Origin of the sequence: Streptomyces sp. NPDC026673, from assembly GCF_040638135.1 — a bacterium.
In the GTDB taxonomy this organism is placed as follows: Bacteria; Actinomycetota; Actinomycetes; order Streptomycetales; family Streptomycetaceae; genus Actinacidiphila.
In genome coordinates this window covers 195,741-218,741 of sequence record NZ_JBEZXR010000005.1, presented here as the reverse complement: position 1 = coordinate 218,741, position 23,001 = coordinate 195,741, and the positions used below count along the sequence as shown (strand labels likewise).

General features: G+C 71.2%; 23 protein-coding genes and 2 pseudogenes. 11 read left to right on the top strand and 14 right to left on the bottom strand.

The window, feature by feature from the left end; genetic code table 11:
• Positions 1-734: 734 nt before the first annotated feature.
• From AB0F62_RS06695 to AB0F62_RS06675, 5 genes are all read left to right on the top strand, one after another.
• Complete coding sequence (locus AB0F62_RS06695) at positions 735-1,934, top strand: FAD-dependent oxidoreductase (protein ID WP_361792879.1); 1,200 nt, start codon at positions 735-737, stop codon at positions 1,932-1,934.
• Between the two features lie 204 nt (positions 1,935-2,138).
• A complete protein-coding gene (locus AB0F62_RS06690; RefSeq protein ID WP_361792877.1) occupies positions 2,139-3,035 on the top strand; it encodes an RNA polymerase sigma-70 factor in 897 nt (298 codons plus the stop codon).
• A 92-nt stretch (positions 3,036-3,127) separates the two neighbouring features.
• Positions 3,128-3,556, top strand: a complete 429-nt coding sequence (locus AB0F62_RS06685) for a hypothetical protein (RefSeq protein WP_361792875.1) — start codon at positions 3,128-3,130, stop codon at positions 3,554-3,556.
• 197 nt (positions 3,557-3,753) lie between these two features.
• Positions 3,754-4,158, top strand: coding sequence for a hypothetical protein (locus tag AB0F62_RS06680; RefSeq protein WP_361792874.1), 405 nt, complete (start codon positions 3,754-3,756; stop codon positions 4,156-4,158).
• 504 nt (positions 4,159-4,662) lie between these two features.
• A complete protein-coding gene (locus AB0F62_RS06675) occupies positions 4,663-5,394 on the top strand; it encodes a hypothetical protein (protein WP_361792872.1) in 732 nt (243 codons plus the stop codon).
• Between the two features lie 93 nt (positions 5,395-5,487).
• On the opposite strand, the gene AB0F62_RS06670 is transcribed toward AB0F62_RS06675, so the two are convergent.
• Entirely contained in the window at positions 5,488-5,889 is a 402-nt protein-coding gene (locus AB0F62_RS06670; protein WP_361792870.1) for an Imm7 family immunity protein, read from the bottom strand.
• Positions 5,890-6,109: 220 nt separating this feature from the next.
• On the opposite strand from AB0F62_RS06670, the gene AB0F62_RS06665 reads away from it, so the two are divergent.
• Positions 6,110-7,522, top strand: a complete 1,413-nt coding sequence (locus tag AB0F62_RS06665; protein ID WP_361792868.1) for a vanadium-dependent haloperoxidase — start codon at positions 6,110-6,112, stop codon at positions 7,520-7,522.
• 216 nt (positions 7,523-7,738) lie between these two features.
• Here AB0F62_RS06665 and AB0F62_RS06660 read toward each other — a convergent pair whose 3' ends face one another.
• Entirely contained in the window at positions 7,739-8,104 is a 366-nt protein-coding gene (locus AB0F62_RS06660) for a DUF6233 domain-containing protein (RefSeq protein ID WP_361792866.1), read from the bottom strand.
• A gap of 289 nt (positions 8,105-8,393) precedes the next feature.
• Between AB0F62_RS06660 and AB0F62_RS06655 the strand changes: the two genes are divergently transcribed.
• Both AB0F62_RS06655 and AB0F62_RS06650 read left to right on the top strand, forming a co-directional pair.
• Positions 8,394-9,629, top strand: coding sequence for a serine hydrolase domain-containing protein (locus tag AB0F62_RS06655; RefSeq protein WP_361792864.1), 1,236 nt, complete (start codon positions 8,394-8,396; stop codon positions 9,627-9,629).
• A 224-nt stretch (positions 9,630-9,853) separates the two neighbouring features.
• Positions 9,854-10,693: a sulfurtransferase gene (locus AB0F62_RS06650; RefSeq protein WP_361792862.1), complete on the top strand. Its 840-nt coding sequence runs from the start codon at positions 9,854-9,856 to the stop codon at positions 10,691-10,693.
• 54 nt (positions 10,694-10,747) lie between these two features.
• Here the strand turns inward: AB0F62_RS06650 and AB0F62_RS06645 are convergent, their stop codons facing one another.
• From AB0F62_RS06645 to rpsB, 5 genes are all read right to left on the bottom strand, one after another.
• Positions 10,748-11,677 carry a phosphatidate cytidylyltransferase gene (locus AB0F62_RS06645; protein WP_361792860.1) on the bottom strand — a complete coding sequence of 310 codons (930 nt, stop codon included), beginning with the start codon at positions 11,675-11,677 and terminating at the stop codon, positions 10,748-10,750.
• A gap of 182 nt (positions 11,678-11,859) precedes the next feature.
• Entirely contained in the window at positions 11,860-12,417 is a 558-nt protein-coding gene (gene frr, locus AB0F62_RS06640) for a ribosome recycling factor (protein ID WP_361792970.1), read from the bottom strand.
• Between the two features lie 134 nt (positions 12,418-12,551).
• Complete coding sequence (gene pyrH, locus AB0F62_RS06635; protein WP_361792858.1) at positions 12,552-13,316, bottom strand: UMP kinase; 765 nt, start codon at positions 13,314-13,316, stop codon at positions 12,552-12,554.
• A gap of 160 nt (positions 13,317-13,476) precedes the next feature.
• Positions 13,477-14,313 carry a translation elongation factor Ts gene (gene tsf / locus AB0F62_RS06630; protein WP_361792856.1) on the bottom strand — a complete coding sequence of 279 codons (837 nt, stop codon included), beginning with the start codon at positions 14,311-14,313 and terminating at the stop codon, positions 13,477-13,479.
• 115 nt (positions 14,314-14,428) lie between these two features.
• Complete coding sequence (gene rpsB / locus AB0F62_RS06625; RefSeq protein ID WP_361792854.1) at positions 14,429-15,331, bottom strand: 30S ribosomal protein S2; 903 nt, start codon at positions 15,329-15,331, stop codon at positions 14,429-14,431.
• Positions 15,332-15,616: 285 nt separating this feature from the next.
• Between rpsB and AB0F62_RS06620 the strand changes: the two are divergent.
• A pseudogene (locus tag AB0F62_RS06620) lies at positions 15,617-16,039 on the top strand (peptidoglycan DD-metalloendopeptidase family protein); the annotation flags it as partial.
• 155 nt (positions 16,040-16,194) lie between these two features.
• On the opposite strand, the gene AB0F62_RS06615 reads toward AB0F62_RS06620, so the two are convergent.
• The 7 genes and pseudogenes from AB0F62_RS06615 to AB0F62_RS06585 form a co-directional block, all read right to left on the bottom strand.
• A complete protein-coding gene (locus AB0F62_RS06615; RefSeq protein ID WP_361792968.1) occupies positions 16,195-16,752 on the bottom strand; it encodes a helix-turn-helix domain-containing protein in 558 nt (185 codons plus the stop codon).
• An 80-nt stretch (positions 16,753-16,832) separates the two neighbouring features.
• On the bottom strand, positions 16,833-17,669 hold the full coding sequence (gene whiG / locus AB0F62_RS06610) for an RNA polymerase sigma factor WhiG (protein ID WP_361792852.1): 837 nt from the start codon (positions 17,667-17,669) through the stop codon (positions 16,833-16,835).
• A gap of 149 nt (positions 17,670-17,818) precedes the next feature.
• The gene (gene dprA / locus AB0F62_RS06605; RefSeq protein WP_361792850.1) at positions 17,819-19,060 is read right to left on the bottom strand and encodes a DNA-processing protein DprA; all 1,242 of its coding nucleotides are present in this window, start codon (positions 19,058-19,060) and stop codon (positions 17,819-17,821) included.
• A pseudogene (locus AB0F62_RS06600) lies at positions 19,057-19,701 on the bottom strand (ATP-binding protein); the annotation flags it as partial. The pseudogene AB0F62_RS06600 and the gene dprA, both read right to left, overlap by 4 nt.
• Before the next feature lie 47 nt (positions 19,702-19,748).
• Positions 19,749-21,377, bottom strand: a complete 1,629-nt coding sequence (locus tag AB0F62_RS06595) for a recombinase family protein (RefSeq protein WP_361792848.1) — start codon at positions 21,375-21,377, stop codon at positions 19,749-19,751.
• Positions 21,374-21,754, bottom strand: coding sequence for a hypothetical protein (locus AB0F62_RS06590; protein ID WP_361792846.1), 381 nt, complete (start codon positions 21,752-21,754; stop codon positions 21,374-21,376). Before AB0F62_RS06590 ends, AB0F62_RS06595 begins: the two co-directional genes overlap by 4 nt.
• Entirely contained in the window at positions 21,751-22,206 is a 456-nt protein-coding gene (locus AB0F62_RS06585) for a helix-turn-helix domain-containing protein (protein ID WP_361792844.1), read from the bottom strand. Before AB0F62_RS06585 ends, AB0F62_RS06590 begins: the two co-directional genes overlap by 4 nt.
• 413 nt (positions 22,207-22,619) lie before the next feature.
• Here AB0F62_RS06585 and AB0F62_RS06580 point away from each other — a divergent pair, with 413 nt between their 5' ends.
• Both AB0F62_RS06580 and AB0F62_RS06575 read left to right on the top strand, forming a co-directional pair.
• A complete protein-coding gene (locus tag AB0F62_RS06580; protein ID WP_361792842.1) occupies positions 22,620-22,826 on the top strand; it encodes a helix-turn-helix transcriptional regulator in 207 nt (68 codons plus the stop codon).
• Positions 22,823-22,990, top strand: a complete 168-nt coding sequence (locus tag AB0F62_RS06575) for a hypothetical protein (protein ID WP_361792840.1) — start codon at positions 22,823-22,825, stop codon at positions 22,988-22,990. Before AB0F62_RS06580 ends, AB0F62_RS06575 begins: the two co-directional genes overlap by 4 nt.
• The last annotated feature ends 11 nt before the right edge of the window (positions 22,991-23,001 follow it).

Genomic DNA, 23,001 nt, shown 5'->3' with positions numbered 1-23,001 from the left:
CGTAGTCTCCGCGGTCATGGCCCCGGCCACCGCAGCCGTCGTCCCAGCCGCACCCCGAACAGGTCGCGGAAGTGGCCAGCGCCGTGCCGGCCAGGGGAACCCCCATGGCCGATACCGCCAATGCCACCGTGGCCGCGGCTCGAGCAAGACCTTTCACTGCATTCCTCCTTTGGAGATGGAAATTTCCCGATGCGAAACCGAAGCTAGCCGATAGCCGCCCGGAAGTCATTCACGCTTCACGGCGAAGGTGCGCCGAACAGGGCACCACCGAGAAATGTTCGACGACATCCAGGAGACCGCAACTCCGGCGTTCCTCCAGCTCAGGACCCATAACGCCCTGCCGAACGTGATTTCCCGGACACCACACGGGTACACCTTGGAGTGAATCCGGAACGGACTCTCCACACCGAGAATGCGCTGCAGGGCAGGATAAAATTAATTCATTCAAGCGAGTCGGATTTGGCAAAAAACAGGCCGCTTCGGATTACCCTGACGCGACACTCCGGCGCAACAATTTCAACCCGAGCAGCGGGAATCAAAATAATTGGGTGACGTGAAATCCGGGGCGATGCGAATCCAAAGTCGGGGCCGACCTTCCACGACCTCGGGGCGCGCCCTCGCGAAGAGGCGGCGTTCCCACCGCGCCCGATGTGCGCCACGTCTCATCCGCGAGCCGTTATGCGGGCTGCGCGGCCGGTGTCTCCATGCCGAGTCCACAACTCGAGGGAGACACAATGAACGGAAATGTCCAGGTGGTCGTGGTCGGCGGCGGGTACGGCGGCGTGACGGCGGCCAACCGCCTGGCACGCCGCGACGGCGTGTCGGTGACCCTGGTCAACCCACGTCCCGAATTCGTCTCACGGATCCGCCTGCACCAGATGGTGACCGGCTCCGACGACGCGCTCGAGGGCTACGGTGAGGTGCTCGGCAAGAACGTCCGGCTGGTGGTCGACACCGCGACCCGGATCGACCCCGCCGGGCGCCAGGTGTCGCTGGCGGGCGGGGACACGGTCTCGTACGACTACCTCGTCTACGCGGTCGGCAGCGGCGCCTCCGACCCCCGTGTCCCCGGAGCGGCGGAGTTCGCTCATTCGGTGTCGGACCTCGAAGGGGCGGAACGACTGCGGACGGCGCTGGCCGCCACGCCCGCGTCGGCTCCGGTGACCGTGGTCGGGGCCGGCCCGACCGGCCTGGAGACCGCCGCCGAGCTGGCGGAAGGGGGCCGCAAGGTCACCCTGGTCTGCGGCCACGTGCTCGGCCCCTCCCTGCACGCCCGGGTCCGCCGCCCGGTCGCCCGCCGGCTCGCCAAGCTCGGGGTGACCGTCCTCGAAGGCGCCCACGCCCAGGTGACGGAGGTGACACAGGACGTCGTACGGCTCGAGGACGGCCGCGAGGTGCCCAGCGCGGTGACGATCTGGACCGCCGGATTCCGTGTCCCGGACCTGGCCGCCCGCAGCGGACTGCGTACCAACGCCGAAGGCCGCCTGGTCACCGACACGACGCTGACCAGCGTGGACGACGAGCGCATCGTCGCCGCCGGCGATGCCGGGGTGATGCCGGACCACCCGTTCCGGATGAGCTGCCAGGCAGCCGTGCAGTTGGGCCCGGCGGCCGCCGCCACGATCCTGCACCGGATCGCGGGGAAGAGGCCCGCGCCGGTCCGGATGTTCTTCGCCGGGCAGTGCCTCAGCCTCGGCCGGAACGCGGGCGTCACCCAGTTCTCCTACCCGAACGACAAGGTGAACTCGCTCAGCATCAGCGGGCGGACCGGTGCCGGTGTCAAGGAGATCGCCTGCCGGTTCACCCTCAACAAGTTGCTGTCCGGGGCTCGCAAGGCCAGTTCCCGTGCCGTCCGCGGCGACGGCACCGATCGTCCGGGTACCCCTCAGCCGGAACACCACACGACGCCGTCCGGCTCCCGGCGCTCGGCCTGACCACCGGGTCCCCTCCTTGGGCCGGACCGGCCGGACCGACCGGTCCGGCCACAAAGGACCGATCCGGAGCGACGACGACAGCCCACCCCCACATGGCCCGGTGAGCCGGGAGGCTGCCGCCGATAGCCCGTCTTCGGGCCGGGTACACATCCACGGCCCGCTTCCGACATGTGGGACCGACCGCGAGAGAGTGAAGCGCACGAGATGAACGACCATCCGTCCGACCCCGCGACCGAGGCTTTCGTCGCCCACCGCGACCTGTTGTTCACCGTCGCCTACGAGATGCTCGGATCGGCGGCGGACGCGGAGGACGTCCTCCAGGAGACCTGGCTGCGGTGGGTCGAGGTCGACCTGGCGCAGGTGCGGGACCAGCGCGCCTATCTCGTGCGGATCACGACCCGCCAGGCACTCAACCGGCTGCGCACCCTCAAACGGCGCAAGGAGGCCTACGTCGGTCCGTGGCTGCCCGAGCCCCTGCTCACCGCGCCGGACGTGGCCGAGAACGTGGAACTGTCCGAGAACCTCTCGCTGGCCCTCATGTTCATCCTCGAAACGCTCTCGCCCACCGAACGCGCCGTCTTCGTGCTGCGCGAGGTCTTCGACTTCGGCTACGACGACATCGCGACCGCGATCGACAAGAGCCCCGCCGCCGTGCGCCAGATCGCCTACCGCGCCCGCCAGCACGTCGACGCCCGCCGGCCGCGCACACCGGCTTCCCCGCAAGAAGCCCGGGCGGCGCTGGATTCGTTCCAGTCGGCACTCGTGACCGGGGATCTGCAGGGACTGCTCGACGTACTCGCCCCGGACGTCGTCTTCGTCAGCGACGGCGGCGGCTTCAAGCTGGCGGCCCTGAAGCCGGTCGTCGGCGCCGACAAGGTGCTCCGTTACATGGCCGGCAGTGTCGACAAGGCCGGCGGCATCCTCACCAGTGAGTCCACGACGGTCAACGGCAACCCCGGGCTCATCCTGCGCCTGGACGGGGAGATCGACGGCGTGCTGGCCTTCCGCGTGGAGAACGCCCGCGTCACCGGCCTCTACTACGTCCGCAACCCCGAAAAGCTCACCCGTGTCGAGTCCGAAACCCCCCTCACCTCCCGCTGACCGCCGGCCGGGAGACAGGCGAACCTGCCGGTCGGCCGGGACGCCGCGGCGGTGCCGGACGTGGCTCCCGCCTCCCGTGGGACGCTGCCGGAATGACGCAGCCCTTGCACCTGTGGTTGGCGGCCCTGGACGGTTCCGTGCCCGTGAGCGAAATGCGCGCGTACTGGAACTCGAAGGACGACCCCACGCCCGCCTTGGACGCCGCCATGCGCAAAGGCGCTTACCTGTACCTCGGCACATGGGCCGACCACCACGAATCCGACGAGCCTCAGCAGGCACGCTGCCCGGCCCTGCGTGTGGCCGACTGGTTGTTCTGGCGGGGCACGGTTCCTCGGTACGCACTGCCCACTCTGAGCGACGAGCTCGCGACCGAGCTGGTCGGATGCTTCGAACCCCGCACCGCGGACCTGCCCGCGACGGCCGCTGACACGGACGAGTTCACCGCCTTCCTCGCCGGCCATCGCGGCAATGGCATCCTGACCGTCGACGAGGGTGCAGTGCCACAGGAGCACCGGATGTGAGCCACGGTCCCACCGAGCCGGCATCGCCGTCATCGTGAAGGCGCCGCGCGGCCACTGACACCGCGACATGACGCGGCCGGGTGCGGCCACGGCCCTCGCCGTCCTTGGGAGCGCCACCTGCCCATGGCTCGGATACTCGGGTGGAGCTGAGTACGAACGCTCTGTTCGGCGACGGGGTGAGCCGGAACGCTTGAGCCATGCGCCCAGGACTCGTGAAACCCGTTCTCCGGCAGTGGCCGATCCTCGTCACGGCTGTCGTCGCGGCGGCGATGTGGGCCGCCTGGCTGGGCTGGGACCAGCATCGCGATGTGCAACCCGATGGCTCGACGACCGGCCCCTACGAGGCGTGGCAGGTGATCGGGCTGGTCCTGACACTGCCGGCGCCGGTGTACTGGGCGGCTTCGCGGCGCCATTTCGCGGCCGCGGTACTCGGCACCACGGCCGGCCTGACCGCTGCCGCCTATGTCGACTGGTCTGACGACTCCAGCGGCCTCTTCGTGGTCGGCGTGGGGATGGTCATGGTGGGGAGTCTCGCGGTGACCGCTGCCGCTTCCGCCGTCATCGCCGCTGTGACGCGGCGCAGACGGCGGGTCAGACCCTGACGGCCTGTCGTGCCGGCCCCGGGTCACCGAGTCGGGTGCGACACGACGTGGCATGAGGCCGGCGAACCGGCCTCCGGCAGCGCGGATGCACGGCTCTCGACTTACACGTCACGCCGATGCCTTGACCACTGGTCACCACAGGCTCGGGACGCTCGGCGAATGCGGCTGTCCGACGGGCCGGGTCAACCGGCGCGGAGGGATGGGGGTCTGGCAGCAGGTCACCTGAGCCGCAGTGCCCTGAGGGGGCGCGGAACCGAAGGCCGGTGCCGTTCACACTCGTTGGTGCTGGCCAATGTTTCACGGCGCAGGAAGGCCGGGTCCTGTCGACACACGGGGCGTCGATCGGGTGACCGCTGCCGGATCGCCCCGAAGAGGCTGCGCCACTGGGATGAAGCGGCGGCGGGCGGCGGCTGACGGGGGTACGGATCACGTCGACACAGGCCCGAGCCGTGCCGGAAGGCCCTCCGGTGCGGTGCCGGCCCGAGATCGACGAGGAGTCTCCCCATGAGTCCTGCAGACAGGACCCCGCCGCCCTCCAAGCGGTCCCTCCGGCGTTACGGACGGCTCACCGGCATAGCGGTGCCGGCCGCCCTCGTCGCCACCGCGATATCGGCTTTCGCGGCCGCCCCGGCGCAGGCCACCGAGGCGCCCGCCCCGGCCGCATCGACGGCGAACAGCTACCCGTGGCCTCCCGGCCCGGACGGCTACCCGGATCCGTACTTCGACCCCGGTCCGGGTCTCGGCATCGGTCCGGGTCTCGGTCTCGGTCCCCTCATCGGCGACGGGCCTCTCGTCGGCGACGGTCCCTTCCTCGGCCCCGGCCCCTTCCGCGGGCCCGGCCCCGGCCCCGGCCCCTTCCGCGGGCCCGGCCCTGGCCCCGGCCCCGGCAGGCTCGCGGGATGCGACATCGACTCGACCAGCTCGACCACCGTGCCCAACCGCGAGTTCTCGGTCGCCGTCGTCCGCGGCCGGACGTACGTCGGCCAGCGCGACCCCGCCCAGGTGAGCGGCGTCTACCAGTGGCAGAACCTCAGCGGGAACGCCGGGTACCCCGGCACCGGAGTCTGCGGCGCGAGCCTGAGCGTGCTCGACATGACCCAGCTGTCGGTCAAGATCGTCACCTTCCGCGGCCAGGTCCTCGAGAACCGCTGCGTCATCACCTCTACCCCTCCTTCCCTGATGTGCGGCGGGGTCTGGACCCCGCTCCTGGGCCAGCAACCGCCCCCGACGCTCTGACCGGGTCCACCGTGTGAACCCGTGCGGGCCGGCGACCGGCCGGCCCGCACGGAACGGTGCCGGGGCCGAGGTCCGCCGCACGCTCCCGCGTCGCTACTCCCCGAAAGGGTCCTCCAGCACGGGAACACAGGGAGACAGGCTCGGCTCCACATGTACGGCCGCCACGCCGCGGACCAGTCTGTGGACGACGATCTCGTTCTCGTGGCCGGGGTCCTCGTCATCGCGCACGTGCAGCAATCCGTAGGAACCCGGCGCCCTTTCGCCCACCTCCTCGAAGAATCCGAGTACGGCCTCGTCCCGGTGGTTGGAGAAGCCTCCGAGATGCAGGAACAACTCCCCGTTCATCCACCGCAGGTCCATGAGGTAGGGGCTGCCGAGTTCCCGGACGCGGCACCGGATGCCCTCGGCGATGTCCCTCAGGTGTTCGTCCCCGCGGTCGTCGTCGTCCGCGCCGGCGCTCTCCCGCACGCTGATCCATCCGTGGTACTCGAACATCGCCGCAGCGTACCGACGGCATGCGCGCGCGGGCGCGGCGATTCTCCCCGGGCAGCGACGCGTCGGGCCCGACGAACCCGGAGCGGCCGGCCGCGGGTTCCCGGCGCGCCGAGGGGCTCCGCCGGTGGCCGTTGGGTAGACATCTCGTCGACGTGGGCCCCAACCGGGCCGGAATACCGTCCGGTTCGGCTCGGGCCCGAGATCGACGAGGAGTCTTTCCATGAGTCCGACAGTCAGGACCTCGCCGCCCTCCAAGCCGCGGCGTTTCGGACGGCTCACCGGCATCGTCGTGCCCGTGGTCCTCGCAGCCACCGCGATATCGGCTTCCGCCCTCGTCCCGGCACAGGCCGCGGACGCGGCCGCGACCGCCGCCCACGGGAACCCCTCGCCTTCGGCGGACCCCGCGGCGATCCGCGACTGGAACACCATCGCCACCGACGTCATCGGTGCGAACCTCGGCCCCACCCGGCCCTCCGGGCAGGCGGTCGTCTGGCACGGGTTCGTCTCGGTCGCCGTCTACAACGCCGTGGTCGGCATCGAAGGCCGCTACGCCCCCTACAAGTGGCGGGCGCGCGGGCCCGCGACCGCGTCGCCGGAAGCGGCGGCCGTGACCGCCGCACACCACGTACTGCTCGCCGACTTCCCCGCGTCCAGGACACTGCTCGACGCCGCGTACGCCGACTCCCTCGCCAAGATCCCCGACGGCACCGCCAAGCGTCAGGGCATGGCCTTCGGGGCGCGGGCCGCCGACCACGTCATCGAACTGCGCGAGGGGGACGGCCGGTTCGCGGCGGTCGAGTTCACCGTCCCGCCGGCCCCCGGGGTCTGGCGGCCCACCCCGCCCGCCAACCTCCCCTTCATCGACACCTGGCTCGCCCGGCTGCGCCCGCTCGTGCTCACCTCTGCGGCCCAGTTCCGGCCAGGCCCGCCGCCCGCCCTCTCCTCGGAGCGCTACGCACGGGACGTGAACGAGGTGAAGATCATGGGGGCGAGGGCCAACTCCCCCCGCACCGCCCAGCAGACCGAGACCGCCGTGTTCTTCGGCGGGAATCTCGCGGTGCAACTCCAGTCGGCATACCGCGACCACAGCGCGCGCCACCACCTGGACATCGCCGACACGGCACGGTTGTTCGCCGCGGCGAACGCATCGGCGACCGACGCCGTCATCACCTCGTGGAACACCAAACTCCACTACGGGACCTGGCGGCCGATCACCGCCATCCAACTCGCCGGCACCGACGGCAATCCCGCCACCGAGCCCGATCCGCAGTGGCAGCCGCTGCTCGTGACGCCACCGCACCCCGACTACATCAGCGGGCACGCCGCGGTCACCGGTGCCGTGACCCGGACCCTGACGGGGCTCTTCGGCACGACCCGCCTCGACCTCACCTTCCCGTCCGAGGCCACGGGCACCACACGGCACTACGACGACGCCGTGAAACTCAACCAGGACATGATCGACGCCCGCGTCTGGGCCGGGATCCACTCCCGCACGGCGGACACCGAGGGGTGCCTCGCGGGGGCTCGCGTCGGCGCCTGGACGCTCGCCCACCACTTCCGGCCGCTGCACCCGGCACATCCCCGGTCCTCGCCTCCCGTGCCGCGCACCTGCCCCCGCGGCGGCTCCGACTGACCGCACCCGCATCGTCGGGATCCCTCCCCCGGCCACGTCGACCCGGCCGTGCTCGTTCCGGCCCTGACCGCGGTCGTACGCGCGGGCGCGGCGGCCCTCGAATCGGAGCGCCGCGCCCGGTACGACCCGGCCGCCGGTCCCGGTGCCGACCCCGCGCCCGGAACCGAGGTCACCCGCGCCGCCCCGGTCGGGGTCCGTGCCGGCTCAACGGGTCGGCTACCGCTCCGGACGGCAGACCTCACAGGGGATGACGTCCGGCATGCCGAGGGCGACCTCGAACTCCTGCCGGTTGAGGCGGCCTCCCCCGGGGACGCGGCAGTCGTCCCGGTGCAGGACACCGCGGCCCGTGCCGCCGCGCGGGTCGGGCACGCTCTGCAGCCGCCAGGCACGGGCGGAGGCCCGGGAACGGCCACGGGAGGGCGGTGGGGGCTCGGTCCCGGTCCCGGCCTCGGTCCCGGCCTCCGTTCCGGCCGCGGCGCCTGCTTCGACCTCCTGGATCTTGGCGTCGACCGCGGCGATCTGCATCTGCAGATAGAGGCGGATCACCCGCAGGCGCTGTGAATCCGGAGGAAGCTCGTACACACGTTCGAGTGTAAGGGGCAGGCGGACCGCCGACCAGCCGCGCGGGCCGCCGCGCTCTCCACTCGGCGCCGCGGCGGGCCGCGACAGTGCAGGTCAGGAGCATGGCGCGGGTCGGCGGCACCTTCGGCGCTCCTGGTCCTTTCCGTGGAGGGCACGACCTGGCTCATCCCCGCGGCGGAGACCCGAAAGCCCTCCTGAGGCAGAGGGCGGGCCCTGGCAGCAGCCGGACGATTGGTCATGGATCGGGCACGGCCGACGGGGCCGGGCCCCCATGGAGAAAGGCGCAAGCATGCTCAACTCGTCCTGGACAGCGGACCACGGGCGGCAGAAGGCCCGCCGCCGGGTCGCGGGGGCGGTCGGTCTGGCGATAGCCGCCGGCGCGGTCCTCGCGGCCTGCCCCGTGGCACACGCGGCCGACTCCGGCTCGGCGCAGCCCGTGAAGTCCGCCGCGGCCGCCGCCCCCACGGTGCGCGAACTGACCCCGGCCGTACAGGCGCGGCTCGACCGGGCCATCAAGCACGAACTGCGCCGGTCGAAGGCGACGGGGGTCATGGTGGGTTTGTGGAAGCCCGGCCGGGACTACGTCCGCGCCTTCGGCACCGCGGGCAAGGGCACCCGCGCCCCGATGTCCACCGGTTTCAACATGCGCGTCGGCAGCGTCACCAAGACCTTCACCATCACCGCACTGCTGCAGCTGGTCGACCAGAAGAAGGTCCGCCTCGACGACCCGATCGCCAAGTACGTGCGCGGGGTCCCCCAGGGACACCGCATCACCCTGCGCCAGCTCGCCGAGATGCGCAGCGGCCTCCTCAACTACATGGCCGACGAGGAGTACCAGAAGGTGGTCACCGCCGACCCCAACCACCACTTCACCCGGGACGAGTTGCTCGCGTACTCCTTCAAGCACGGGCTCCAGTCCGAGCCCGGCACGAAGTTCCACTACTCCAACACCAACACCCTGCTGATCGGAAAGGTGGTGGAGAAGGTGAGCGGCGAGTCCATCGACCGATTCGTGAAGCGGCACGTGATCAGGCCGGCGCACCTGCGGCACACCTTCTCCCCCAAGCGCAACGAGTTCCCGGCGCCGCACGCACGCGGCTACACCAACCAGACCCCCGACCAGTCCATCGTCGACGCCACCCACTGGGACCCGTCGTCCAACAACGAGGCCGGGGACATGATCTCCACCATGTCCGACCTCCGCCGTTGGGCACCCATGGTCGTCCGGGGGGACCTGCTGAAGCCGGCCACGCAGAAGGAGCGGATGCGGACGGTCCCGGTGGGCATCCCCGGGTTGGGCTACGGCCTGGGGGTGATGGACAACCACGGATGGATCGGCCACAACGGCGGTCTGCCCGGCTACACCACGGTGATGGTCCACCTGCCGTCCGCCGACGCCACGCTCGTGGTGCATGCCAACTCCGACGTCTACACCAAGGGCAAGCAGACGGCCACATGGGTCGCCAAGGCGGTCACCGACATCGTCAGTCCGCGCAACGTCTACGACCTCCCGGCGGCGTCGTAGCGGCCCGGTGAACCTCGGGACGGTCAGGACGGGATGCCGGCCGCGGGCCCGCTCGGCGGTCGGCGCCGCCGGGGCCCAACGGCCTTGACCGGTGGAGGGATTTCCCCTTCGGCAGCCCGAGTCCCGAGCCGGGCGGGGACGGGACGGGTCCGGCCAAGCGGTCGGCACGGACCCGTCCCGTCCCCGTTCTCCCCGAGCTCCGGGGGACGCGCGAGGATGGGGCCATGAACACGATCGTCAGCGCCGCGGACCTCGCCGCCGAGATGGGGGCAGGGCCCGCTCCCGCGCTCTTGGACGTCCGGTACGAGCGTGCGGGGCCGTCCGGACGGGCGGCGTACGCCGCGGGGCACATCGCGGGCGCGGTGTACGTCGACCTGGAGGCCGAACTCGCGGGTCCGGCGGGCGCGGGCGGGCGGCATCCGCTGCCGGAAGCGGCGGTGTTCGGGGAGGCGATGCGGCGGGCCGGGGTCAGTGGGAGCAGCCGGGTCGTCGTCTACGACGGCGGCCAGGGATGGGCCGCGGCACGGGCCTGGTGGACCCTGCGCTGGGCGGGCCACGGCGACGTACGCGTGCTGGACGGCGGGCTGCCCGCCTGGACGGCCGCCGGGGGCGAACTGGCCACCGGGCAAACGGCGCCGGGACGCGGCGACTTCACGCCCGAGCCGGGCGCGCTGCCGGTACTGGACGCGGACGACGCGGCGACGCTGGCGCGCACCGGGGTGCTGCTGGACGCGCGGGCGGCCGCACGCTACCGCGGGGAGGTCGAACCGCTCGACCCGGTCGCGGGCCACATCCCCGGCGCCGTGTCGGCCCCGACCGCGGAGAACCTCCGGCCCGACGGCACTCTGAGGTCCGCCCGCGAGTTGGCCGGCCGCTTCGCCGCCCTGGGGGTCGCCGCGGACGGCGGCGGGGTGGGGGTGTACTGCGGTTCCGGGGTCTCGGCCGCCCAGCAGGTGCTGGCCCTGGCCGTGGCGGGGATCGACGCCGCGCTGTACGTCGGCTCGTGGAGCGAGTGGAGCGCCGACCCCGCCCGGCCGGCGGCCACGGGGTCGCAACCGGGCTGAACGCCCAGCGGTGGACCGGCGGGCGCCCGGGACGGGTGCCCGCGGCCGTACGGATCAGCCCGAGCCGACGAAGACCACCAGCAGCAGCCACACCACGGGGGCGGTCGGCAGCAGGGAGTCGAGGCGGTCCATGATGCCGCCGTGGCCGGGCAGGAGCTTGCCCATGTCCTTGATGCCGAGGTCCCGCTTGATCATGGACTCGCCGAGGTCGCCGAGGGTCGCGCTGGCGGCGACGGCGAGGCCGAGCAGCAGACCCTGCCACCACCGACCGCCGTCGATCAGGAACTCCATGGACAGGGCACCCGCGGCCATCGCGAAGGTGATCGCGCCGACCAGCCCCTCGCGGGTCTTGCCGGGGCTGATGCGCGGAGCGAGCTTGTGCGTGCCGAACCGCCATCCGACGGCGTAGGCACCGGTGTCGCTGATCACTGTGAGGAGCAGGAAGACGAAGACCCGCCACGGGCCGTCGGCCGCGGCGAGCATCATCACCACGAACGTGGCCAGGAAGGGCACGTAGAAGGCGGCGAAGACACCCGCCGTGACGTCGCGGAGGTAGTTCTCCGGAGGCTCCGTCATGCGCCACACCAGGACGGCGAGTGCGGTGAGCGCCATCGCCACCCACGCGCCCTCGGCGCCGCGGAGGTAGCCCGCGACGACCATGGCGGCGCCGCCGACGGCGAGCGGCACCAGGGGAACCCGGATCTCCTTGCGCTCGGCCAGGCGCGAGGTGAGCTCCCACAGGCCCACCACGACCGCCGCGGCGACGACGCCCACGAAGACGGCCTTGACGATGAAGAGCGAGGCGACGATGACGACGCCGAGGCCGACGCCGACCCCTATCGCGGCCCGCAGATTGCGCCCGGCGCTCTTCTTCGCCCGGCCGCCGTTCCCGCCCGCAGCCGAGGGCTGCGGCACGGAACGGTCGGGCCGGGCGGAGTGCCGCTCCGGTTCGGGGGCGTCGTCGCGGAACAAGGGGCCGCTCATCCGCGTGGCCCCTTCATCCTCGCCTCCCCAGGAGCCGACATGTTGCGAGGGCCCCCAAGAAGAGTCGTTCACGGAGATTCGCCTCGCGTTTTCGTCCGGTCCGGGTCGGTCGGATGGTGGGTGGATGGGTGGCTGAGCCGCGTCCGTACGCAGCCGCGGAGCTGATCCGGCGGTGCGCCGGATCAGACCTCCAGCAGCTCGGCTTCCTTGTGCTTGAGCAGCTCGTCGACCTGCGCCACGTACTTGTGGGTCGTGTCGTCGAGCTCCTTCTCGGCGCGGCGCACCTCGTCCTCGCCCGTCTCGCCGTCCTTGACGAGCTTGTCGAGGGTCTCCTTGGCCTTGCGGCGCACGCTGCGGATCGAGATCCGCGCGTCCTCCGCCTTGCCGCGGGCGACCTTGATGTACTCCTTGCGCCGCTCCTCGGTGAGCTGCGGGAAGACCACCCGGATGATACGGCCGTCGTTGGTCGGGTTGACACCCAGGTCGGAGTCCCGGATGGCCTGCTCGATGTTGCGCAGCGCGGAGGTGTCGAACGGCGTGATGACGGCCATCCGCGCCTCGGGCACCGCAAAGGAGGCGAGCTGGTTGATCGGGGTCGGGGCGCCGTAGTAGTCCGCCACGATCTTGTTGAACATCGCCGGGTGGGCACGGCCGGTGCGGATCGCGGCGAAGTCCTCCTTGGCGACCACGACGGCCTTCTCCATCTTCTCCTCGGCTTCGAGGAGGGTCTCTTCAATCACCATGTGCTCCTGGTCTTCAGAAGGCAGAGCCTCGGCCCTTGCGCGCGTCTTTCCTGCACGGTGTCCGACCGGCAGCGTCTTGTCCATCCCCGTTCCGGGCGGATCACCGGCCGGATTGCGGCCGGCGTCGTCCGTCAGCGGGCGCCCGTGTCGTTGACGAGCGTGCCGATCTTCTCACCCTTCACGGCCCGCGCGATGTTGCCCTCCGCGAGCAGCTCGAAGACGAGGATCGGGAGCTTGTTGTCCTGGCACAGCGTGATCGCCGTCAGGTCCGCCACGCGCAGGTCGCGGGCGATGACGTCGACGTACTCCAGGGCATCGAACATCACCGCGTCGGGGTTCGAGCGGGGGTCGGAGTCGTAGACCCCGTCGACGCCGTTCTTGCCCATCAGCAGCGCCTCGGCGTGGATCTCCAGGGCTCGCTGCGCGGCGGTGGTGTCGGTGGAGAAGTACGGCATGCCCATGCCCGCACCGAAGATGACCACGCGGCCCTTCTCCAGGTGGCGCACGGCACGGAGCGGGATGTAGGGCTCGGCGACCTGGCCCATGGTGATCGCGGTCTGCACCCGCGACTGGATGCCCTCCTTCTCCAGGAAGTCCTGGAGGGCCAGGCAGTTCATCACGGTGCCGAGCATGCCCATGTAGTCGGAACGGGCCCGGTCCATACCCCGCTGCTGCAGCTGGGCACCGCGGAAGAAGTTGCCGCCGCCGATGACGACGGCGATCTCGTAGCCGTCACGGACGACCGCCGCGATCTCGCGGGCCATCGTGTGCACGACGTCGGGGTCGACTCCCAGTCCCCCTCCGCCGGCGAAGGCCTCGCCGGACAGCTTGAGCAGATACCGGCCCTTGTGGGTGCTGCCGGTGGCGGTGTGTGCCTTGTCGGCGTCCTGGTCCATGGAGATCTCCTCGTGCACGTACGAAGAAGGCCATTGCCGAGGGTCCTTGATGGTTCCCTGCGGGCAATGGCCTCCTCGTCACAACTGCGGCCTGCCGGTGAGCGGCCGGCTGCGTACGACCCTAGCCGGGCCGTCGGTCAATCGCTTGCGCGGCTGGTGCTCAGACGCCGACGCGGAAGCGGGCGAAGCGCTTCAGCGACACGCCGGCCTCGTCCAGGACCTTCTGGACGGTCTTCTTGTTGTCCTTGGCGAAGGCCTGCTCGAGAACGACGTTCTCCTTGAAGAAGCCGTTGACGCGACCCTCGACGATCTTCGCCAGGGCGGCCTCGGGCTTGCCCTCCTCGCGGGCGGTGGCCTCGGCCACGCGACGCTCGTTCTCGACGGTCTCGGCCGGCACCTCCTCGCGGGACAGGAAGGTGGGGGCGAAGGCGGCGATGTGCTGCGCGACGTCCTTGGCGACCTGCGCGTCGGCCTTGTCCAGCTCGACCAGGACACCGACCTGCGGGGGCAGGTCCGGGCTGGTGCGGTGCAGGTAGGAGGCGACGTAGCCGTCGGTGAACTGCGCGAAGCGGTCCAGGACGATCTTCTCGCCGAGGGTGGCGTTGGCCTCGTCGACGAAGGCCTGGACGGTCTGGCCGTCCTTGATCTCGGAGCCGAGCAGCGCCTCCAGGTCGGCCGGCTTGCTGGCGGCGACGTGGGACGCGATGGCGTCGGCGACGGCGACGAACTTGTCGCCCTTGGCGACGAAGTCGGTCTCGCACTTGAGCTCGACGAGGACACCCTCGCTGTAGTCACCGGCGATCAGGGACACCACGGCGCCGTTGGAGGCGGAGCGGCCCTCGCGCTTGGTGACGCCCTTCTGGCCCTTGACCCGAAGGATCTCGACGGCCTTGTCGAGGTCGCCCTCGGCCTCCTCGAGCGCCTTCTTGCAGTCCATCATGCCCGCGGCGGTGAGCTCGCGGAGCTTCTTGACGTCGGCGGCGGTGAAGTTCGCCATGGTCTGTCAGTCTCTTCTCGGAAGTCGGTGGATCCGGTGAGCGGTGGTTCTACGGACGAACGGCGGGGGCCGGAGCCCCCGCCGTCCTCACGCGCATCGGAAGGCGGGCTGAGGCTCAGGCCTGCTCGGCGTCGGCGGCGGGCGCCTCGACGGTCTCGGCAGCGGCGGTCTCGGCCTCGGCCTCGGCCGGAGCAGCCTCGGCAGCGGTCTCGGCCGGAGCGGCCTCGGCAGCGGTCTCCTCGGCCTTCGCCTTGTCGCCCTCGAGCAGCTCGCGCTCCCAGGCGGCGAGCGGCTCGCCCTCGGCCTTGTCACCGGCGGTGGCGGCACCGGAGCGGGCGATGAGGCCCTCGGCGACGGCGTCGGCGATCACACGGGTCAGCAGGGTGACGGAGCGGATCGCGTCGTCGTTGCCCGGGATCTTGTAGTCGACCTCGTCGGGGTCACAGTTGGTGTCGAGGATCGCGACGACCGGGATGCGGAGCTTGCGCGCCTCACCGACGGCGATGTGCTCCTTCTTGGTGTCCACGATCCAGACGGCGCTCGGCACCTTCTGCATCTCGCGGATACCACCGAGGGTCTTCTCCAGCTTCTCCTTCTCACGGGAGAGGACCAGGAGCTCCTTCTTGGTGAGGCCGGAGGCGGCCACGTCCTCGAAGTCGATCTCCTCGAGCTCCTTCAGGCGCTGCAGGCGCTTGTAGACGGTCGAGAAGTTGGTGAGCATGCCGCCCAGCCAGCGCTGGTTGACGTAGGGCATGCCGACGCGGGTCGCCTGCTCGGCGATGGCCTCCTGGGCCTGCTTCTTCGTGCCGACGAAGAGGATGGTGCCGCCGTGCGCGACGGTCTCCTTGACGAACTCGTAGGCGCGGTCGATGTACGACAGCGACTGGAGCAGGTCGATGATGTAGATGCCGTTGCGCTCGGTGAAGATGAAGCGCTTCATCTTCGGGTTCCAGCGACGGGTCTGGTGCCCGAAGTGGACGCCGCTTTCCAGCAGCTCCCGCATCGTGACGACGGCCATGGCCGTACTCCTCGAGATACTCGGTTTCCGCGGCCGCCGGACGGCGGCCACGCCTGACGCCCCGAACGCGCCGTGCCACGAGGGACCGAGGAGCGCGTCCACCGCTCACTAGAGGGCGGTGGCGGGGCGTGCGAAGTCGACCCGGTGACCCGGATCGCCATGGAAAGTGTACGGGACCGCCGGAGCGGCGGGCGACATCGCACCTGAGGGGGCGACCGTCCGGGGGTTGTCCACAGGCCGGGTCCATGATCGTCTCTCCGCCTCGGCACGCGTCACCGTTGGACCATGACGACATGCGTGGTGGTGGTGACTGCGGTGCTGGTGTGGCTCGGGGGCCTGGTGCATCCGGTGGGGGCCTCGGCAGGGACACCGGGGACGGCGGCCGACGGGGGCGGTGACTGGGCCTGGCCCGTGGCGCCGGCCGACGGGCTGCGACGGCCCGTGGTGGAACGGGGGTTCGACCCGCCGGCGGTGCCGTGGGCGGCGGGGCACCGGGGGGTGGATCTGCGGGCAGGACCCGGCGCACTGGTGCGCGCGGCGGCGCCCGGCAGGGTGTCGTACGCCGGGGTGGTGGCGGGGCGCCCCGTGGTGGCGATCGCACTCGCCGGGGGCCTGCGCATCACCTACCAGCCGGTGAAGGCCTCGGTCGCGGTGGGTGACGAGGTCGGCGCGGGGCAGGTGGTGGGCGTGCTCGCGGAGGGGCCGTGGCACTGCCCGGGCGGCTGCCTGCACTGGGGGCTGCTGCGCGGGGAGGTCTATCTCGACCCGCTGTCGCTGCTCCCGGACGGGATGCTGCGCGGCGGTCCGTCGCGGCTGCTGCCGGTCTTCGGGCTGCCGTTGCCAGAGGGCGACGGCACCGCGGGTCAGCCGAGGACGCCGCGCAGGGCCATGGTGACGGCCGCGTCGGCGATGGCGTCCGGCTCCTCGGCGGCGCCGAGCTCGATACGGCGCACCGCGGCGTCCACCACGCCTTGGAGCAGCATCGCGGTGAGCCTCGGCTCGCCGTGGCCGAGCGCGGCGAGCGCCTCGACGACCATGGCGACCAGGCCGCCGTGGGCGGCGCGGATCTTCTCGCGGGCGCCCGCGTCGAGTTCACCCGCGGAGATCGCGACCACGGCCCGGTGCCGGCGGTCGCCGACGAGCGCGAGCTGGCTGCGCACATAGGCCTCGATCTTGGCCTCGGCGGTGGGGGCGGCCTGCATGGCCGTCTCGACCTCGGCCGCCCAGACGGGGAAGTCGACGGCGCACAGCTCCTCGACGACGGCGGCCCGGGAGCGGAAGTACTCGTAGACGGAGGACCGGGCCAGCCCCGTGCGCTCCGCCAGGGCGGGGAAGGTCAGGGCCTCCGTCCCGCCCTCGGAGAGCAGACTGCGCGCGGCGTCCAGTAGGGCGTCACGCTGCATCGACCGGTGCTCGGCCACCGAGGCCGCTCGAATCTTGGGCACCTCACCACTGTACGGAAGCGATGCCGCTGCCGGGCGCACCCGTAGGCAAAGCGCGTTCAACGGCCGACGTCGGCCAGTTTCGCGCGCAATTGCAGCACGGATTTGGTGTGGATCTGGCTGACCCTGCTCTCGGTGACCCCGAGCACCTGTCCGATCTCGGCGAGCGTGAGGCCCTCGTAGTAGTAGAGGGTGACCACGGTCTTCTCGCGTTCCGGCAGTGTGTTGACGGCGCGGGCCAGCAGCCGGCGCAGTTCGCGGTCCTCGGCGACCTCGACGGGGTTGTCGGCGCCGGTGTCCTCCAGGGTGTCGACGAGCGTCAGCCGGTCGCCGCCCTCGGTGCCCGCGTGGAGCAGTTCCTCCAGGGCGACGACATTGGCCAGGGAGAGCTGGCTGAACACGCCGTGGAGCTCTTCCAGGGCGATGCCCATCTCGGCGGCGACCTCCGATTCGCTCGGGGTGCGCCGCAGGGAGGCCTCCAGCGTGGCGTAGGCGCGCTCGACCGCCCGGGCCTTCTGCCGCACGGAGCGCGGGATCCAGTCCAGGGCGCGCAACTCGTCGATCATGGCCCCGCGGATCCGGGTGATCGCGTAGGTCTCGAACTTGATCGCGCGCTCCGGGTCGAACTTCTCGATGGCGTCGATGAGGCCGAAGACCCCGGAGGAGACGAAGTCCGCCTGTTCCACGTTGGCGGGCAGGCCGACGCTCACCCGTCCCGCCACGTACTTCACCAGGGGCGAGTAGTGCAGGATCAGCTGCTCGCGCAGGCGTGCGTCCCCCGTGGCCTTGTAGGTCCGCCACAGCGCGTCGAGCGAGGTGGGGGCGGGCGGCCGGGGGTTTCCGGTGACGGCGGTCGCCGCCGTGCTGCCGTCGGGCCCGGGAGTGTGCCGGTGCATGCGTCGATTTGAGCCGTTCTGCGTGACCTGAGGGACGGGCGGGACTCGAACCTCCTTGAGCGTAGCGTGACGAAGGCGTCGCTCAGGGCGACGTTCTGGCGTCCCCATAACCTCGCCATCCAGGGGGTCCCAGGTCAAGAACCGTCCTGTCACCTGATGGTGTGTTCACCGGCAGAGCGTGTCGGCTTGGAGGCTCCCTTCGGGGCGGCGTCCTGCCCGGCGGCTCCCGCCAACTTCCACAGCGGGCCGTCTCGTTCGACGAAACCGAGGGCGTGCAGCTCATGGAGCCTGGCGAGTGTGTCGTCGGATGTACCGCCCGCGGCGACCGCGAGCTCCGCACAGCCGGCGCCGCCCCGGGCGGGCACGGCCTCCAGCACGCGCGCGGCGGCGGGCGGCAGCAGATCGCGCGGCAGGACCGGCCCGCGGCGCTCCGGCCCGAGGTCCTCGCCGATGAGGCCGACGAGCTCGATCACATCGGCGGCGCCGGTGACCAGAGTCCCGTCCGCGCGCAGCAGCTCGTGGACCCCCTGGGACAGCGCCGATGTGCAGGGTCCCGGCACGCCCATGACGAATCGGCCCAGCGTGCGGGCCCGCCGGGCGGTGATGAGGGAGCCGCTGCGGTACTGGGCCTCCACGACGACCGTGCCCCGGGTGAGGGCGGCGATCACACGGTTGCGGAGCACGAAGCGTCTGCGGGTGGGATGTGATCCCGGCGGCAATTCACCGATGAGCAGTCCCTGTTCGGCGATGCGTCCGATCAACTCCGCATGACCCGGCGGATACGGAACGTCCACACCGGAGGCGACGACGCCGATGGTCGCCCCCGTCGCGGACAGCGAACCTCGGTGCGCGGCGCCGTCGACGCCGTAGGCGGCCCCGGAGACGACGACCCAGCCGGCCTCCGCGAGATCGGCGCCGAGGACCGCCGCCATGTGGGAGCCGTAGTCGGTGCAGGCCCGGGCGCCCACGACGGCGACCGAGCGCAGCGCCCACATTCGCAGGGAGGCACCGCCCCGCACCCACAGCCCGTACGGGCGTTCGCCGCGCAGATCGTCGAGCTGCCGGGGCCAGTCGGGGTCACCGGGGCAGACGAAGCGAGCGCCCATGGCCCGGGCCGCCGCGAGATCCCGCTCGGGATCGGCCCGGCGGGCCCGCTGCGTATAGCCGGCCGTCTTCGCCTGGCCGGCCCTCGGCAGTTCCTCACCTGCGATGAGCGCCCGTACCGTCTCGACGGGGCCGAGCTCCCCCAGCCAGGTGGCGACGAGCTCGTCACCGGGATCGGCGATCCTCGTCACAGCGGCGCGGGCCAGGCGTTCCTCGGGCGTGGGGGGCGGTTCCTCCTCCGGGTCCGGCGCGGTGGTCTCGTCCACCCCGGACGATGCGTCCGTCATCGCGCGTCCCCGCTCGCCGCCGCCATGCCGCGCCGTACGCCGGTGCGCAGCTCCAGGGCCCCTTCGATGTCGACGCCGTCGGGCCGGTCCCGGCCCGCGAGGTCGGCGACCGTCCAGGCCACGCGCAGGACGCGGTCCAGCCCGCGCGCCGTGAGCAGTCCGCGCTCCATGTCCCGCTCGGCCGGGCGCAGGGCCCCGTGGGCCACGGACCAGCGGGTGCGCAGCGCATGCCCGGGGACCTCGCTGTTGAGGCGCCAGGGCGTGCCCGCGTACCGGGCGACGGCGCGCTCGCGTGCCTCCACGACCCGCGCGGCGACCACGCCGGTGGACTCCGCGGAACCGGCACCGCCGATCAGCTCGGAGCGGCTGACGGCCTCCACGTCCACCCGCAGGTCGACCCGGTCCAGCAGCGGCCCGGACAGCCGTCCCTGGTAACGGCGGATCATGCTCGGCGTGCACTCGCACAGGCCGCCCGGCGATCCGTGCCGACCGCAGGGGCAGGGGTTGGCGGCCAGGACGAGCAGGAACCGTGCCGGGAGCCGGACCACCCCGGCGGCCCTGGCGATCACCACATGGCCGGACTCCAGGGGCTGACGGAGCGCGTCGAGGGCCTGACCGTGGAACTCGGGTGCCTCGTCGAGGGACGAGACGTGTAAAACAGGTGGCTACGCCACGTGAAGAGGGGGCACTACGCCGCCCAGGGGTCGGCCTCCCACAGCGGGTGCACGCTGACCGTGTGCTTCCCGCTCCCCTCTTTCCCTCTGATACCGCGTGCGCCTCGCGTGATGACGACGCGGCGTACGAGCTGCCGGAGCAGCGCGTTCTTCTCCTGGGCGTCGAGGACGTCCCACAGGTCGAGCAGGCTGCCCATGACGGGCTGGAAGTCCTCGCGGACGGGCGCGGCCTCGACGGCAGCGGCTTCCTCCAGGGCGGTCGTGACGTCGGCCTGTTGCGCGAGCAGCCGACCGCGGGCCTGCTCGAACACTCCCGCCGGGTACGCGTCCGGGTTGAGGGCGCGGTCCGCGGCGAGGTTGGCGAGGCCGCTCTCGATGCGGGTGCGCTCCGCTTGGAGGCGGGAGCGTTCGCGGGCGGCCCGGTCCCTGTCGGCCTCGGCACGGACGAGGACGAGGCGCGGTGCGGCCGGCGCCGCGTCGATGCCCGCGGCTGCCTCGCGGCGGAGCCAGGTCAACACTTCCTCTTCGACGATGAAGCGCTGTAGCCATACGCCCCACTCGCAGACGGTGCCGCCGGAGCGGTTGTGGAGTCCGCATGCGTAGGCGTACCCGTATATACGGCCTCCGGCGCGGGTCGCCGATACGGCCCCGCAGTCGCCTCGGCATGATCCGCAGCGTACGAATCCGGTGAGGGTGTAGACCGGGTTCCGGGCTCGTGGGGTTATGCGGCGGCGCTGCTCGACGTGGTCGAGGAACTTCTCCCACGCTTCGGGGGTGATGATCGCTTCGTGCGCCCCGTCGATGTACGTCCACTGGGTACAGGTGCCGCCGTTGCCCGTGTAGTCGCACTTACAGGCGGGATCGTGGATGCGGAGCAGGCCAGCGGCGAAGCCGGAGAGCATGTACCGGCGGAGGCTGTCCGCTTTCCACAGGGTGCCGACGCTGGTCCGGTACCCGAGCCGATTGAGCCACCCGGCGAGGCTGCCGTATCCGGCGTCACCGCGGGCGCCTAGCTTGCGCTGGAACAGGGTCTCGATGTCGGCGCGGGCGGCCTCGTCGACCTCGTACCGCTCCTCTTGGATGAGGAACTGTCCGGGCCGGGCAGGGTCGGGGATGCGGCGCGGGTGCCAGACGTAGCCGAGTCGCTTGCCCCCGGTGGCGGGGATGCCGTGGGCGCGGCGCCACTGGTGCGCCTCTTTCCATTGCTCTCCGGCGCGGTCCGACTCGAAGACTGCGAGGTCGAACAAGATCCGCCGGTTGAAGCGTCCGACGGCCGTGCGGGCGTCGATCTCCTCTGTGGCGGATTCGAGCTGTCCGCCGGCGTGCTCCAGGCGGGCGAGGTTGACGGCGATGCCGACGTCATTGCGGCCGAAGCGCGAGTATTTCCATACGGCGATGCCGACGGCCTCGCGGCCCTCGACGCGTTGGATGCCGCCCATGATGCGTCGCCGGAAGTTCCGGCCGGTCGCGTCGAGGTCGATGATCCAGTCGATGATGCGGCGGCCGGTGCGGCGCGCCCACGCCTCGATGGCTGTCCTTTGTAGGTCGGGGCTGATCTTCTCCTCTCGCCAGGTGCTGACTCTGATGTAGCCGAGCCAAGGCTCCAGGCCGCCGAGGGCGGCGGGTGCTTCCGCTGGGGTCACTGACCTTGTGCCTTCCGTCGCGGTTGATGTCGGTCCGGGCGGCGTAGTTCGATCACGGCGCCCGTGGTCTGCCCGTCCGCCGGTGGCCGGCCGGGGCCGGTCGGCGCGGTGTATTGGTCGAGCAGGCCGCGGGCGACGTGATCGAGGGCTTGCCGGTATCCGGCGGTGTGCGCTTCGGCGAGGCGGGCGGCGTCGGTGACGAATAGGCGAGTGAGGGCGCGGATGACGAGGAGAGGTGCGGCAACGATGAGCAGCGCGACTCCGGCGCGGCGCGCGGTGTCTTCGGTGCCGATGATGCCTATGGCGGCGGACGTGCCTCCGATGGCGAGGAGGGATTGCGGCCCGAACGTGGTGATCAGGCGCGAGGGTGCGATCACTTGGGTTGTGCTCCGTGGTTGGGGTCTGCGCCGCGTCTCTCGCTGGGGCGTGGGGTGCGTTGCAGCGTCTCTGTCATGTTGATGAACAGTCGCCGTGCCTGCGGATCGGTGATGCCGAGTTCGGCGGCTGCGTCTTCGGGGGTGATGCGGCGCGGTCCGGTGTCGGGCGCGCGGACGGCCCCGAGTTCGTCCTCGCTGAGGACTCCGGCGCGGACGAGGATTTCCCCGAGAGGTACGCCGAGGGCGGCGGCCAGGCGGGCGAGGACGTCGGTGTCGGTGACCGGTTCGGCGCGCAGGAGGCGGCCGACGGTCGACGGGCTAAGGCCGCTGTCTTCGGAGAAGCGGCTTTTGCCCCCGCTGCGCGGCCCTGTGAGGTCGTAGCCGCGGGCGGTGAGCTTGGTATGAAGCCACTCTGCGAACGCTTGAGCAGCGTCGCTCTTTCTGTTTGTCATGGGTGAAATATAGCGGCCTGCTATCGGCCTTGACAGACCGCGAACATGTTGGGTCGCTCCGCGGCACCTCTACCGCCCCCCTCGCATCCGATGACGTTCGAACATTCTTTCTAATTATCTGCCGTCCCGCTAGTCCCTATTAGGCACCCAAACAACCTGAACCGCACCAAACCATCCCGCGAGCAAGCTGTTTGCCCCACAGGCAAGTTACGGACAAGTTCGGACAACTGCCCCACCTGTGAAGAGATAAGCGCTTCCAGTGAACGACTCATGAAGTAGTCGTGAAGGTGATGGAAAGTGCCAGGTCAGGACGAAAACGGAACCTATCTTTCCCTCCAGACAGAACGGTGCTACTTTCTGACCAGTCAGATCTGTAACCGAGCGGATCTGATCGGAAAGGACTACGCACAGCCATGTACGACCGCACCGCTCTCCACCGCGCCGCCCACGCCGCCGGGATCGAGAACAGTCACCAGCTCGCCCAGGCCGCCGGAGTGTCCGTCCCCACCGCATGGCGCGTGTGGACCGGCCGCACCGCTCCCCGCTTCCCCATCGCCGCCCGCATCGCCGCCGCCGTGAACATCACCGTCGCGGACGTGTACGGCACCGCCGCAGCGTGACCGGCACCCGCGACCGCGCCGCCTGCTACGCGAACGCCCGCGCCGTCCTCGACGCCGCCCGCGAACGCCTCGCCCGAGACCGCGCCGCCGGCCGACTCACCCCCCAGGCCGCGCAGATCCTCGCCCGCGCCGAGCACCGCGCCCAGCACCGCGCCGCCGCCTGAACCACTCCGGA